At 58.1% G+C, this 14,388-nt stretch carries 10 protein-coding genes; 3 read left to right on the top strand and 7 right to left on the bottom strand.

What is annotated here, in order from left to right:
* Positions 1–120 precede the first annotated feature (120 nt).
* From AC5FXY_RS16620 to AC5FXY_RS16610, 3 genes are all read left to right on the top strand, one after another.
* On the top strand, positions 121–1,872 hold the full coding sequence (locus AC5FXY_RS16620) for a phospho-sugar mutase (RefSeq protein WP_493557827.1): 1,752 nt from the start codon (positions 121–123) through the stop codon (positions 1,870–1,872).
* A 108-nt stretch (positions 1,873–1,980) separates the two neighbouring features.
* Positions 1,981–3,126 carry a porin family protein gene (locus AC5FXY_RS16615; protein WP_493557826.1) on the top strand — a complete coding sequence of 382 codons (1,146 nt, stop codon included), beginning with the start codon at positions 1,981–1,983 and terminating at the stop codon, positions 3,124–3,126.
* A 145-nt stretch (positions 3,127–3,271) separates the two neighbouring features.
* Positions 3,272–4,405 carry a hypothetical protein gene (locus AC5FXY_RS16610; RefSeq protein ID WP_493557825.1) on the top strand — a complete coding sequence of 378 codons (1,134 nt, stop codon included), beginning with the start codon at positions 3,272–3,274 and terminating at the stop codon, positions 4,403–4,405.
* A gap of 102 nt (positions 4,406–4,507) precedes the next feature.
* On the opposite strand, the gene AC5FXY_RS16605 is transcribed toward AC5FXY_RS16610, so the two are convergent.
* The 7 genes from AC5FXY_RS16605 to AC5FXY_RS16575 form a co-directional block, all read right to left on the bottom strand.
* Positions 4,508–6,652 carry a hypothetical protein gene (locus AC5FXY_RS16605; RefSeq protein ID WP_493557824.1) on the bottom strand — a complete coding sequence of 715 codons (2,145 nt, stop codon included), beginning with the start codon at positions 6,650–6,652 and terminating at the stop codon, positions 4,508–4,510.
* A gap of 130 nt (positions 6,653–6,782) precedes the next feature.
* Positions 6,783–8,468: an ABC1 kinase family protein gene (locus AC5FXY_RS16600; RefSeq protein WP_493557823.1), complete on the bottom strand. Its 1,686-nt coding sequence runs from the start codon at positions 8,466–8,468 to the stop codon at positions 6,783–6,785.
* Positions 8,469–8,581: 113 nt separating this feature from the next.
* Positions 8,582–9,076: a phasin family protein gene (locus AC5FXY_RS16595; protein ID WP_493557822.1), complete on the bottom strand. Its 495-nt coding sequence runs from the start codon at positions 9,074–9,076 to the stop codon at positions 8,582–8,584.
* A gap of 176 nt (positions 9,077–9,252) precedes the next feature.
* A complete protein-coding gene (locus AC5FXY_RS16590; protein ID WP_493557821.1) occupies positions 9,253–10,251 on the bottom strand; it encodes an alpha/beta hydrolase in 999 nt (332 codons plus the stop codon).
* A gap of 385 nt (positions 10,252–10,636) precedes the next feature.
* Positions 10,637–11,818 carry a lysophospholipid acyltransferase family protein gene (locus AC5FXY_RS16585; protein WP_493557820.1) on the bottom strand — a complete coding sequence of 394 codons (1,182 nt, stop codon included), beginning with the start codon at positions 11,816–11,818 and terminating at the stop codon, positions 10,637–10,639.
* 128 nt (positions 11,819–11,946) lie between these two features.
* Positions 11,947–13,236 carry an aspartyl protease family protein gene (locus AC5FXY_RS16580; RefSeq protein WP_493557819.1) on the bottom strand — a complete coding sequence of 430 codons (1,290 nt, stop codon included), beginning with the start codon at positions 13,234–13,236 and terminating at the stop codon, positions 11,947–11,949.
* Positions 13,237–13,309: 73 nt separating this feature from the next.
* The gene (locus AC5FXY_RS16575) at positions 13,310–14,386 is read right to left on the bottom strand and encodes an o-succinylbenzoate synthase (RefSeq protein ID WP_493557818.1); all 1,077 of its coding nucleotides are present in this window, start codon (positions 14,384–14,386) and stop codon (positions 13,310–13,312) included.
* Positions 14,387–14,388: the final 2 nt, after the last annotated feature.

The raw sequence follows: 14,388 nt of genomic DNA, 5'->3' as shown, positions 1-14,388 counted from the left end.
CGGAAAAAACTCGACGCCGCTCAATCGCATGATAATGTGAACATTATCCTACCCAAGCTCTTTTGTGTCCAAACTTCCCCTTTCTTTGACGTAGAAACTCCCTCTCGAACTTTCGCACATATGGCAATTACACCCGACGTACAGCGCAAACTCAGCACCTGGCTTACCGGCAACTACGACGACGAAACGAAGACTGAAATCCGCCGCCTGCAAGACAGCGGCGACGACGAAGCGCTGAACGACGCTTTCTACCGCGACCTGGAATTTGGCACCGGCGGCCTGCGCGGCGTCATGGGTGTGGGCTCCAACCGCATGAACCGTTACACCCTGGGCATGGCTACGCAGGGCCTCTGCAACTACCTGTTGCAGCAGTTCCCCGGTCAGGAAATCAAGGTGGCCGTGGCCCACGACTCGCGCCTGAACTCGCGCACCTTCGCCGAAACGGCGGCCGGCATCTTCTCCGCCAACGGCATTAGGGTATACCTATTTGAAGACCTGCGCCCCACGCCTGAGCTGTCGTACACCATTCGCCACCTGGGCTGCCAGAGCGGCGTGGTCATTACGGCCTCGCACAACCCCAAGGAGTACAACGGCTACAAAGTCTACTGGAACGACGGTGCCCAGGTAGTGGCCCCGCACGACAAGAACATTATCACGGAAGTCAACGCCATTCAGAGCGTCGACGAGGTGAAGTTTACGGCCGATCAGGCGCGCATTCACCTGATCGGGACTGATATCGACGAGGCGTACCTGAATGAGGTACAGAAGCTAAGTATCAACCCCGAAGCCATCAAGCGCCAGCACGACCTCAAAATCGTGTACACGCCGCTGCACGGCACGGGCATCACCATGGTGCCGAAAGCCCTGCAGCGTTTCGGCTTCGACAACATTCACATCGTGGCGGAACAAGCCACGCCCGATGGCAATTTCCCCACCGTGAAGTCGCCGAACCCGGAGGAGAAAGTGGCTATGCAGATGGCCCTGGATCAGGCCAAGCAGCTCGATGCCGATATCGTTATTGCCACTGACCCCGACGCGGACCGTGTGGGTATCGGCGTGAAGAATACGCAGGGCGAATGGGTGCTGGTGAATGGTAACCAGACCGCCGCGCTGCTCACGCACTACCTCGTATCGGCCCGCGAGCAGGCCGGCAAGCTGGACAAGGAGAAGGACTACATCGTGTACACCATCGTGACCAGCGACGTGCTCGGCGACGTGGCCCGGCACTACGGCATCCGTTCCTACCAGACGCTGACGGGCTTCAAGTACATCGCCGGCATCATCCGCGAGTTGGAGGCCCAAAACGAAGGCCACTACTACATTGGCGGCGGGGAGGAAAGCTACGGCTACATGATCGGCGACTTCGTACGCGACAAAGATGCCGTATCAGCCTGCTGCCTGATTGCCGAAATGGCCGCGGCTGCCAAGGACCAGGGCCGCACCTTGTACGAGGAAATGGTGCAGATGTACCGCACCTATGGCCTGTACAAGGAAGACCTCATCTCGCTGACCAAGAAAGGCCAGCGCGGCGCCGAGGAAATCCAGGAAATGATGGCTCAGCTGCGCCAGAACCCGCCCGCTTCGCTTGGCGGCTCGCCGGTAGTGCAGCTGCTCGATTACCAGCAGCAAGTGGCCCGCGACCTGCGCAGCGGCCAGGAAACGCCGCTGGACCTGGAGCGCTCCAACGTGCTGCAATTCCTGACCGAAGACGGCTCCAAGGTGTCGGCCCGCCCCTCCGGCACCGAACCCAAGATCAAGTTCTACTTTAGCCTGAAGCAGCCGAATTTCGGCTCCGATGGCTCATTTGAGGAGGCGCAGCAGCAGCTAGACGGCCGAATTCAGCAGATCATCCAGGAGATGCAGCTGCAGTAAGGAAGCCCTCCTAATTGCTTTCCAAAGCCCGTAAACGCAGGTTTACGGGCTTTTGCTTTTCCAATCGGTTGCTACTTTTATCGCTCCAACTCTTACCCCGTTCGATTTGTGCGACGTTTTCTTTTCCTTACCTCAATTCTGTTAACCTCCTCCGTCGCACTGGCGCAACGTTTCGCTTCCGATTACCTAGTCACGCAAGCCGGCGACACCTTGCGTGGGGAGGTAGAGCTGCATCGTTATGAGTCCGTGCGCTTGCACCGCAAGGGCTTGCCCACGGCTACGTTTACCCCGACTGAAATGGTCAGCTGCGGCAATGCCAAAGGGCCGTACTTAGTCAGCCGGACCGTGGGAGCGCACGGCCGGCGGCAGCTACTAGCTCCGTTGGTGGAAGGTCCCACACGCCTATATCTAGCCGAAGACGCCGACCGCAAGAACCGCTTCTTTGTGCAGCCCGCCGACTCGGCATACGCCGTGGAGGTGCCGCCCGTCACCGCGCGCGTTACGCTGCTGCGCCTGCTGCCTGGTTGCGCCACGCTCGACTTTGCCTACAGCGACATCGAGCGGCGCTACCCCTACACTCCCATCGGTATGACGCGCTTAGTGCAGGCCTACGACGCCTGCCGCCACCCTGAGCAACCGAGCAGGGCGGTAAAGTCTATCGGTGGGATCAGCACGCAGTTTGGGGTTAGAGCCGGGTTGAATACTGCCCGCTTCCTGCTGCCAGCCTCTATTGGCACCGGCTCCCTGGTACTAAACGTTGGCTACCAAGCGGGCGTAGTGATGCATGTTGCGACGAAAACCCGCCTTTCGATGCAGGCCGAACTAGTTTATGCTCACCTGCGCAATCTGCACCGGCCAGTTCAGGTTCCCAATGGCTTTGCTTTCTACACTACCACCCGAACCTCGGACATCCGGCTTTCTCAGTTACAAGTTCCCCTCCTATTCCGGTATACATTGGGCAGAAACTCCATACGCCCTTATCTAAACGCCGGAGCGAACATTGGCTATAATCTTTTCAACCGCTCCGAGACTATCTACAAAAACTCGCATCAAGCCGAGTCTACCCGAGTGCCAATGGCGTTGCCTTGGAAAGCAAGTATTGGAGTTGCCGGTGGTTCAGGCGTATCGATTCAAGTCGCGGGGCTTCCAGAGTTCAATGCTGAACTTCGGTTGATTCAACATTCCGCCGAAGCCAATGATCAGACATGGGCAAAACAGCGCGTTCTGCGTTTGGATTTTGGAGTGATGCTCTAAGCTTATAGTGCAGCTGCAGTAATCCTCTTCGCGCCAGCATTAATTGGAATCTGGCACCTAACCCTAAAGTCTAGGCGTCGCTGCTCAGGCTTTCCTTTACCTTTGTACAAGGTTCAGCTACTTGTAACTCATCTACCCCTGCTTTATGCCTCACTTTTACGTACTAGTTTGCTTTATATTCTTAAGCGTAAATGCAGCAGCACAAGGTCTTCCTGGGTATGTAATTAACTTGGCAGGCGACACTCTCCGCGGCAATGTGCAGGAAAAGTCAGATGGGCGTGTTCAGTTGTACCAGCAAGGGGGTGAATTACCTCAGGTGTATCGGGCACAACATCTGCGTGGCTATGGAGTAGGACGCAACCCCTTGGTGCGCAGCTTCATCGTGCATCTTTCCAATGGCAGTGACTCGGCTCGGTTTGCGCTACCCATCCTTACCGGCACTGCTAGCTTATATTCATTTACCGACGAAAGCGGTCAGCTCCTGCGTCCATCTGCGGCCGATACGCTCTACGAGCTGACGGCTGTGAATTGGCATGTGGTATTTCACCGGTACCTAACTGTCTGCCCTACCTTACAACAAACCGATCCGAAGTTGATAGGCCTGGCGTTTAACCCTGCGAACTTGGAGCAGGTGCTGAAGCAGTACAATAAATGTGTGGATGCGCAATGGCAGCACCGCCCGAGCCCATCAGCACTTTCGCAACGGGGCTTTGCAGTCAGGATAAGCGGCTACCGCCGTTTCTTCTCCGAAGCCGGCATTTACGGGCAGTGCTTTAACGGTAAAGGAGTGCAGGTAGGCGGTGAATGGACTAGTGTACGTACCACAGGTTTGCAGACGAGCATTCAGCTCAATTATGGGGTAGAAAGACTGCAGTCCACAGTATACGATTTTACAACTAGCCCTTCCTCTCCCACCGACCAACGAGAACGAGGCCAAGTAAGCATTCTGACGGGTGTAGCTACTCTAGGCAAGCGCTGGGCTGTATGTTCTAAGGCTTATGTGACGCTCGGTTCAGGTTTGGGGCTCGATTACGTGCTGCTTGGCCAATATGTAACTCAGCAGCGCGCAGCCAATAGCGCAGAAGCCTTCCGTACAACTGTTTTGGAGCAGCAGCGCGGTGATGCTTCCCCATTTTTGTCGGTGTATGCCGGCCTAGCCTTGCCCATAGCCTCACACAAGGAAATACGCCTTAATGGCTATTACGAAGGGTTACTACCCTACTTACACCTGACCGGTAGGTGGGGCATTCAACTCGCTTACTATATGTATCAAAGGTAGTCCTGCTCACAACCGGGTGCATTACCCGTTAACTACCCTAAACCACTTCCATTCGTTTAAAGCACTGGGGGCCGACTGCGCTTGGATGTGTAGTACAGAAAGCTACAGCCGCACTCCGATACCTGGCCCCAACAGGAAAAACCAGTCTTTCTTCGAAAGCAGATAACCGCCGCCTAAGTACAGCGGGAAGGTAAGCTTAGCCTCGCGACGTGTGGGGTATACCGACCCTAAGATTACTAAGCCTAGGTCGCGGTTTGCGTTGTCACTCAGGTTGAAAGCATTGATGGCGACGAAGCCGGCACCCACTTTATACGGGCGCAGGCGGTTAATTTTCTCCGGGTGATAGAAGCTGAACTGGGCCAGGGTCGCCAACGAAATACCCCCGAATGAACTGTAGCCCGATTCGCTTAAGCGCTTCGTAAGCAAACCGGCCGGAAAGCTCACGTCGATGTCAAACTTAAACTTGCGCTTCAGCACTAGTTCCACCGTTTGGGTGTAGCCCGGCTCGCTGTACTGCGTGGCATTGTGCTTCACCGTCACAATGATGCGGCTCCAATCGTCGAGGTCGTAGGTTTTGCGGGAAAGGATGGTGTTCAGGCTGAGCGGGTCAGTGCGGCACTGCTTGTCCTGGTAAAAGGCGGCGCGGGGCGAGTTGTCGCCGGGGCAGATGAGCACATTATCGATGTTGCGCATCTCCACCAATTCGCCCTTACTATTCAGGGTACGAATCTCAAACGAGAGGTACTGCTTGCCAAAGAGTTGCCGGTCCGAATCGATGCCGGCGGGGTTAAAGTTGAACACCACGTCGCGCACGGTGTGGTCGTACAGAATCGGTCCGCCCAGGCGCGTAATCTGCCGTGCCGATTCGCCGTAGCTCACTGATATAAAGTCCAGCGCGTGCGGGCGTTGGAATTCGCGCACACTTAGCGAAAAGCCCGTCGGTTGGCCGGCGTTGTAGATGATGCTTTTGCGCTTGTCGTACGTCACGGGCACCTGCACGCGGTATACCGTGCGCGTATCGGTACGCACAGCCGAATCGGAAGGAATAATCTGCAGATCCTCGAAGTGGAAGCGGGCTTTCTGCAGCCCCTCCCCTTCTAGGCGCACGTCCACCGTTTCGCCGGGATTCACGTTCAGCGACGACGACCAGTCGCCGCCGCGGTGCAGTACCTGCACGCTGCTGATGGTGGTTTTGGGCGTGATGTCGAGGTTGGTGATGTACTGGGCCTGGTCGTTGAGCTTGATGTAGAGGTAGCCTTCGGTCTGGCGGTGCGTGTTGTAGGGGCGCAGGTAGCACAGCACCCGGTCGTTGCTGAGGTACTGGCGCGTGTAGAGCTCGGCGATAAGTGAGCCGCCGGGCTCCTCCTGATCTTCGAGGCGATAGGTACGGCGCAAATCGAAGGAACGGCCGTTGTCCAGAATCAGCTCCACGCCCCGGCGACGGTTTTGCTCGTCCAGCGTTATGCTACGTTTATCGGGCGAAAGAAAGCGCAGACGCGAGGCCTTCACCGTAAACTCATAGCGCAACGGAGGCAACTGATAATTCAGCTTACCGCCGCTCTGCAGCAGGGGCCGTTCGGTTTGCAGCTTCACTACCAAAGTGCGTCGGCCCAGCTGATTAGGCAGCACGTGCAGCCGCAGGGTGCCGCTGGCTTCTCGGACAAGCCGGTAGTCAAATTCTGCCTCGCGCACCCATTCCCCGGTGGCGCGCACGTTGCGCGGGTTGGAGCTGGTCAGCTCAAATACTTTTTCCTCCCCCACGTACAGTTCTTCATCGACGCGGCGCAGGGCTACGGTGGTTCGCGCTACGGGCAGCAGGGGCACTACATCGCGCGTGGGCTCCTGGCCGGCTACATCGGCGGGCTGCTCCACCACTAACCGGATAAACTGCGCGTTAGTAAGGTCGTTGAATTTCAGGCGCGTGCGGTACGAGCCATCGGCTTCGAGCGTGAGCGAGTCGAGTTGCTGAAAATCAGCGGAGCGGCGCAGGCGCAACGGGCGCTGCCCCGGCAACTTAGCTTCGGGCTGCAGGCGCAATTCCACTGTCTCATCGTCGCGCCGAAACCAGAAGAACATGGTCGGCTCACCTTGCACGACGACGGTGTGCCGGCTCAGCTGATAAGTAGCCGTGTCGGTCCGGATGGTGACGTCGCGCAGCAATGAAACTTGTGCTTTAGCCGTTACGGGCAGCAAAAACAGCAGGCCAAATAGCCCACCCAACAGGCGGAGAACAGAATTGAAGCGCACGATGCAGAACCCAAGCGCAGCCAATGGTTTCTAGCTGCGCAATTCGGGGGCAAAGTTCAGCCCTTCAGCCGGGAGCTGCAATGAAACGTCCCTTAAAAAGTGCAAAGTCTCTGTATCAGCCTAGCATCGGCTATAGCTTCTGCTTCCGAATCGTTAGAATAAACAGCACCATCAACCAAAAAGCGGTGGCGCCTAGCCCCCACCAGGTCACGGCCGGGAGGCCTCGGTAGTAAGGCATCTGATCGGCGGGGTAACGCCCGAGCAGCGACAGGCCCGAGAACAGCAGAAAGGCAATGGCCAGTAGCGTGATAATGGTGCGCGACACCAACCGCTCGGCAGTGCTTAGCAATGGCCCGTAGCCCGACAGTTGTGCCTGCACCCGCAGGTCGCCTTTCGACAGCTTGCGCACAATCTGCCGCACATCCGTCGGCAAAGTATACATCAGCGCCAGCAGCTGCTGTCCGGTGTGTTGCAGCTCCGTGGTGACATTCGAAACGGAATACTGTTCCAGAATCAGCCGCCGGCCGTAAGGGCGCACAAACTCAAACGTATTGAAAGCCGGGTGCAGCACCTTGCCGATGCCTTCGAGAATTACCAAGGCCCGCAAAATCAAAAACACCGAGCCCGGCACCTGCAGCTTGTAGCGATATATCACGTGCTGCAGCCGCTCGGCCAAGGCGCTCATGCTCATCTCCTTTACATCCAGCCCAGCAAAGTCGTCAATAAGCAGTTGCAGGTCAGCCTCAAAGGTGCGCATGTCTTGAATATCGGCGGTGAGGGCCAGCCGCCGAAAGTTCAGCGCCATGCCGCGGGCATCTTGCTGGCCCATGCTGATGAATACGCCCGCAAAGGCGTATTTCTGCTGCTTGGTGAGGCGCCCCACCATGCCGAAATCGATGAGTACAATGGTGCCATCGGGCCGCACGAGCACGTTGCCGGGGTGCGGATCGGCGTGGAAGATGCCGAACTCGAATATCTGCGTCAGGTAGATATCCATGCCGGTTTCAGCGACGATGGCCGGGTTCAGCTTCCAGCGCAGCAGTTGCTCCTTGTCCGTGATTTTGCAACCGCTCACAAACTCAATAACCAAGATCTGCGCCGTACTCAGCTCGCGGTAGGGCTTGGGCACGTAGAAGGTCTGGTAATCGGCGTAGAGCTTGCGAAACTGCTCCATGGCCCGCGCCTCGGAAGTGTAGTCCAGCTCCTGCATCATGCTCCGCTCGAACGCTTCCACGATGTCGCGCGGGTTGGAAAGGCCTTGCTTGCGAAGGTAGCCTCCGGTGAGGCGTACCAACTCGCGCAGCAGGCTAAGGTCGGTCGTGACTTTGTCCCGGGCATCGGGCCGCTGCACCTTCACCACCACTTCGGTACCATCGATGAGACGGGCGCGGTGCACCTGCCCGATGCTGGCCGAGCCCAGCGGCACCTCATCAAACTCGCTAAACACTTCCTCCAAGGGCCGCCCCAGTTCCCGGGCTACTATTTGCCGGGCTACTTCGGTGCTAAAAGGCGGCACGTTGCTTTGCAACTTGGCAAACTCATCCACCAAGGCCTGCGGAAGCAGGTCAGCCCGGTTGCTGAGCACCTGCGCCAGTTTGATAAACGTAGGCCCCAGCTCTTCGATGACCATGCGCACCCGTTCCCAGCGCGACATTTCGAATACGGACTGCTCACCGTGCTGCCAAGTGAGCCGGCGGCCGTTCGGCACCAGCCGCCGCAAAGCGGTGGAAGTCACAGCATCCTCGAACCCGTAGCGCAATAGCACCTCCGCCACTTGACCGATGCGGCCGAGGTTGGACATCGTATTTTTGAACATTGTCGCCAAAGTCGGAAAAAAACGGGTGCGGCGCACTTGCCCGCCCGCGGGGAGCAACAAAAGAAAACCCCGCTGGCACCGGCCAGCGGGGTTCTTTTAGCTATAAGCTGAAATTAGGAGTTGTCGGCGGCAGTATCCGTAGCAGCAGCGGGGGCAGCAGTCGACTTTTTGGCCGAACCGCCCTTGCTGCCAGCAGCGGCTTTCTTGGCCGTCGTCGAGGCACCTTCAGTTTTCTTGGCTGTGCTGCTAGCAGCCGATTTGGTGGCGCTGCCTGCGCCCGACTTGCTGGTAGTGGCTTTCTTCTCACCGGTAGCGGCGCTGGATTTGCTGGCAGGACCTTTCACTGCACGCTTCAGCTCCTCAACTTCTGCGTCGGAAGCTACGCCCATGCCCTTCATCACGCGCTTGGCGATGCTGTTGATTTGGGTCTCGAACTCCTTGCGCTTGGTGTCGGTGTTTTTCTGCAGGGCCTTGATGATGTTCTCGCCTTCCTGCTGCGAGAGTTTGTTTTCCTGCACCAGCTGATTGATGGTGTCCTGCACCCGGTCGTTGGTACGCGAAACAAAGCCAACGCCGGCGTAGATGAATTTCTTGAACAAATCTTCCATGACTGGGAAAAAATTGGGAGTTAAGAAAACCGGCGCGGCAAGCTTGGGGTGCTCAAAAGTAGTATGCATGCCGACTACCTGATGCAAACCTACAAAAAGGTAAATATTCAGGGACAATTGAGTGCCAATTTTTTGCAGAAAAAATCGGCAGCGTGATTCATCCGTCTAATACAGCCTTATGCAGCGGCACGCATGCGGCTGCGAAGCGGCTTTTCTGCCAATTTTCGATTTCTGTGCAGCGTAGCCAGCCGCTGTGCTTCTGCTTGGGCGCGCCACACGTTTTGAACAAAATCACTGGCCTGCACCAAGGCCAATTTGGCCTCCGGCATGGTGCGCCAGAACAGATGCCACCAATGCACCAACCCTTCAAACGCCTGCACCGTCACGGGCACACCCACGGCGCGGGCGCGGGTTGCCAACGTTAGGGTATCGTGATACAGCAGTTCGCCATCCGATACTTGCAGTAACAACGGCGGTAGGTTGTGCAGATCGGCGTACAAGGGCGAGAGTAGCGGGTTGGTTAGGGGCGTCTGGCCCGCGTACTGCTGCCCCCAAGCCCGTATTTCGAGGGCTTCCACGAATTTGGCTTCGTCGGGCAGGCTTTCAGCGGTGCGGGCGGCTCCGGGCAGGTCAAGGTCGGTCCAGGGCGAAAGGCATAGGGCAGCAGCGGGCAGTGGCTTTCCGGCATCGCGCAGGTATTGAAGCAGGGCCAGCACTAGCCCACCACCCGCCGAGTCGCCGGCCAGTATTACGTCTTGGGGTTGATAGCCCTGCCGTAGCAGCCAGTGCCAGGCCGCTACCGCGTCGTGCAAGGCTGCCGGAAAGGGGTTTTCAGGGGCCTTGCGGTAGTCAGCTGATAAAGCCCGCATGCCGCAGCGCTGGGCTAGTGCCCCGATGAAACCGCGGTGGGTATTCAGGGAACCCATTACGTAAGCACCGCCGTGCAAGTACAGCAGCACCCGGCTTTGGTCGGCACCTTCAGGCTCTATCCATTCAGCCACCACGCCTTCTTGGGCGGCGACGCGTTCAAAATGCACGCCCCAAGGCATAAACTGCAGCAAGGTGCTCACCTCTAGCCCAAGGCGTAGGCTATTGATGGTTGGGCGGCGACGCGCAATAGGTCCGGCCGCTGCCGTAAGCAGGCATTTGACCAGCTGGTGCTGAAACGAAGGCATGAGGTGGGGATGCGTAGGAAAAGAAAGCGGCAAGCATGGCCCGCCGAAGCTTGCCAAACGGGCAGCAGGCCCAAAGGTCCGTTGTCCAGACTACCAGTAGTTTAGGTGGTAAACGAGGGTAGCGGGTGCAGGGTTGATAAGGTACTGGTTTTTCTGCAGCGTTTTGTCTTTTTCCGCTGTCGTGTGTTTTTGAAAAGCATTACCCTTTACAGTCGTTGAGCTAACTAGGTGCTTGTCAAGGCTTTTATACAATACTAGGTGCCAGCCACAACTATAAGGGCTTGATTGATATCGAAAAATCCAAAATGACTTGGCAGTATGTGAGCCAGGAAAAGGCTGTGGCTAACCGTGCACTTTACAACATGTACTTCGCAAGTGTCGGAGGCTATTGGCCGGGCAGCTTCTGGCCGATGCGGTTTTTATAGTAACCGCGAATGGCAATAGGAATCCAGCCCAGGATGGGAATAAAGAAATTGATAACAAACGGGTTGCGCCACAGCAGGCGCAGCGTGGTGCCCCATCCGGTTAGCTTCATCTTAAAGCCTCGTTTGCCCTCTTTGGCGTAGCAACGTTCAAACTCATGAAAAATCAACGGCCAGAATGGCGGTAGGTAGAACGGGAAGTATTGCCGGTGCTCTTTCATGCGCTGCCACAGTTCCCGCCAGTTGTAAGGCTTCTGGCCGTATTGTGCCACGGCTGCATCCAGTTCCTGCTGCATCTGGGCTTGCACCCGCTCCGACAGCGCCACGAAATCCTCCCGGGTCAACTCTTCGAACGGCTTATCGACCCACTCATACGGCCGTACCCGACTGCCGAGCACAAAGGTAAGCTTGGCCGGAAAGGCCATGTAGAACATCCAAGGCTGCAAGATGATACCGATGAGCAGCAGCGTCATTGGCAGAAACGGTATACCGATTTTCTTGCTCCACTTGTTGATGCCTTCCCAGCTGTAGGCGTGGGGATTCAGGTACTCGCCGTTGACGGTGGAGAAGAGAATCAAATCGGTGCGGTGCTGAATGCTGAGGCGCACGGTGCTGCTGGCCAAACGCTGCAGTTGGTACTTCCGGTTGAATCCCTTCCCGATGCCCGGTACGCCCTCGGGGTACAGCATCAGGTTGTGGGCGGTGTAGTACATCATCGTCTCGAAGTTCAGCGTGGTGGCATCCACGCAGCCCGCGCGCTTCCAGAAGTCGCGCAGCAGGAAGGGGTTCATCAGGGCCGACTGCGAGAGTAGCGGGGCCGATAAAGGCCGGGGCACATCGGCGATGCTGGGCAGGCGGCGGTACATGTGCGACAGGGCCACCACAGCGTCCCAGGGAAAAGCCATGCCCGAGTGGTTGGAACAGAAGATCAGCGGCCGCGCCGGGTTGTTGCGCTCAGGATAATTCTCCACGAACCCCACTAGCTCTGAACGAAACCACACCTTGTCCAACAGCTCTAGCAGGTTTTCATCGATAGCCCGCACGAATTCCTCGTCGAAATAGTCGTGGTAAATATGTTGATTGGCCCGAATAGCGGCCGACGTAGGGGGCTGAGACGGGGCGGCGGAGATGGTGGCCGAGGACATCGGGACGGAACGCGACGAAGCTGGAAGAAGCCCCAAGCCTGATAGAGGGGTGTTCCAAGATACGGGTTTGCCCGATACGCGGGTACTCGCCCACGTCGTGCCCAGTGTTGGCTTTTGCCGCTTTGCGCTTAAAGCAGGCGCTTGAGCGTGATGCGGGCCACGTGCAACTCGCCATCGGAGCGGCGCACGAACAGCAGCAGCTGGCGGCCATCGTCGGAGTGCAGCAGGCGGCTGAGCTGGGTGAGCGACAGTTGGTGGGCCGGAGTCATGTTGACGGAAACAATCTCGTCATTGGGCTTGAGTTCGGCACGGTCGGCGGGCGAGCCGGGCTCGATGCGCTGGATGACGTAGCGGCGGTAATCGCGCCCCACGGCCATCAACTCCATGCCACACATGTCGTGTTCAAACGGGTCGCGAAAGAGTACATTAGGTTTCAACCACAAGCGGTTGTGTGGGTAATCGATGACTACGTGAAAGCGCTTCAGCAGCTCAAAGCCAATGTTGCCATTGCGCGGCACATCGGTACGGGCACGCACGGCCTCCTCGTCGGGAAACGAAGTGATAAGCGACTTTACGTGGTAGCGGCCGAGATGCAGGCCTTGCACCCGGCCCAGAAAACCATGCACATCGCCGCTCAGGCCCCGCCCGAGGTGCGTGCGCAGACGGCGCGGCGGCAACGCCAAGCGCTTGTCGGAACCGGTTTCGAGCGACAAGGCGTGGCCGGCACCGGTATCCAGAATTAGCTTTAAGGGCAGTTTGAGGGTGTCGTGGAGGACCACGTCGGTACGGATGTAGGGCTTGTCGCCTTCCAGCTCAAGCGGCAGGCTGGTCCAGCGCCGGCCGCGCGGAGCCCGAAAACGTTGGGGCTCGTGCAAGGTCAGCACCTGGTGCTCGGCGTCGACTTCCACCACGAAGCTGCGGAAAACATCGGCCCCCAGAATGCCGTGTACCGGCTGCCCCACGTAGCCCGACAGGTCGAAAATATCGTCGGAGAGCAGCAGCAGCGAAAGGTTGGGCGAAAGGGCTTTGCCGTCGATTTCTACACGTACGCTGTCGGTTCGAAAAGCAACCAACGGAGCCTCCTCTCCCACTCCGGCTACCAGGAAACGCTGCCCCAAACGCAGGTTGAGCGAATCGCGCAGGCGCGGATCGGTGATAAGCGAGGTGCCTACGCCGGTATCAAGCATGAAGTAGTAAGGACCGCGGCCGTTCAGCTTCACCGGCACCACGATCAGATTGCGCTGGAGCTCAAACGGGACTTTGGCTTTACCGCTCCAAGACCGAATCAGGCGAAAAGGCTGCACCTGCGCGGCAGCCTCTGTACTTACAAAAGCCACCAGAAACGCCGCCATGCATAGCCACCAGCCCAGCCGCACGCGGCCAGTCAGCAGACAACGACACGGGCGGAACGCAGCCATAGGATGGCAGATACGGCGAGGTAGAGGAAGACAGCGGAATAATATACAAAATCTACGGCGCGCTTCCCAATTCCTAGCCTTTTAGCGGCTCCCAAGTGCCGCGGGCATCGTAGTGCAGGAAGCCGCCGCCCACCGTCAGCGGGGCCGCCACGTTGTTGTGGTATAGCTGCCCAGTACCTAGGCCCTGGGCAAAGTCGCCCACGGCGTACTGTGCCGTAAACTGACTAATGGCATTCAGTCCCACATTGGATTCCAAGGCCGAAGTCATCCACCAACCCATACCGTGTTGCTGCGCCAAGGCTATCCAGCGGCCAGCAGCAGCCAGTCCGCCGAGCAAGGTGGGCTTCAGCACCACGTAGGCTGGCCGTACGGTTTGCAGCAGCTCCTGCTGGCGGTCGGGCTCGGTAAGGCTTATCAGCTCTTCGTCCAAAGCAATGGGTACGGGCGAACGGCGGCACACGTCGGCCAAAGATTCCCACTGCCCGGCCCGGATGGGCTGCTCGATGGAATGCAACTCGAATTCGGCCAGTTGGTGCAGCTTGGCTTCGGCTTCCTCGGGGGCAAAGGCGCCGTTGGCATCCACGCGCAGCACCAACTCGGCGGGGCCAGCCACTTCGCGGATGCTCCGCAGCAAGCTCAGCTCAGTAGCGAAGTCAATGCCGCCAATTTTGAGCTTGAGGCAGCGGTAGCCTTCCGCCAGCTTTTTGCGAATTTGAGTGCGCATGAAATCGGCGTCGCCCATCCACACCAGTCCGTTGATGGGCAGGCCAGCTTCGCCACGAGCAAAGGCGTTGTCGAAAAGCTGGTAGGTACCGCCCTGCTCCCAATCGAGCAGCGCCGTTTCAAGCCCGAAGCGCAAGGCTGGCCACTCCGGCTCGAGCAATTGCTCAACGTGTACGTCGGCAGAACTGCTAAATTCCTGCTCATTGAATTCGGCACAGAGCTGCTGCAGACGGCCTTCCATATCGGGCCGAAAGTCGGGGCTGAGGCCAGCCAGCGGAGCCGCCTCGCCGAGACCCACCCGGCCGGGCACTTGCGTATCGGTAAGGTGCAGGTACCAGGCCACGTGCTCAGTGAGGGCCCCGCGGGAGGTGCGGGCCGGAAAATTGAAGCGAAGCGGGCGGTGCGAGTAGTGCAGGCGCAGGGCCATGG

The organism is Hymenobacter sp. FMD4 (genome assembly GCF_058932745.1).
The sequence above is the reverse complement of the archived record's forward strand: the minus strand, read 5'-3'. Positions and strand labels throughout refer to the sequence as shown.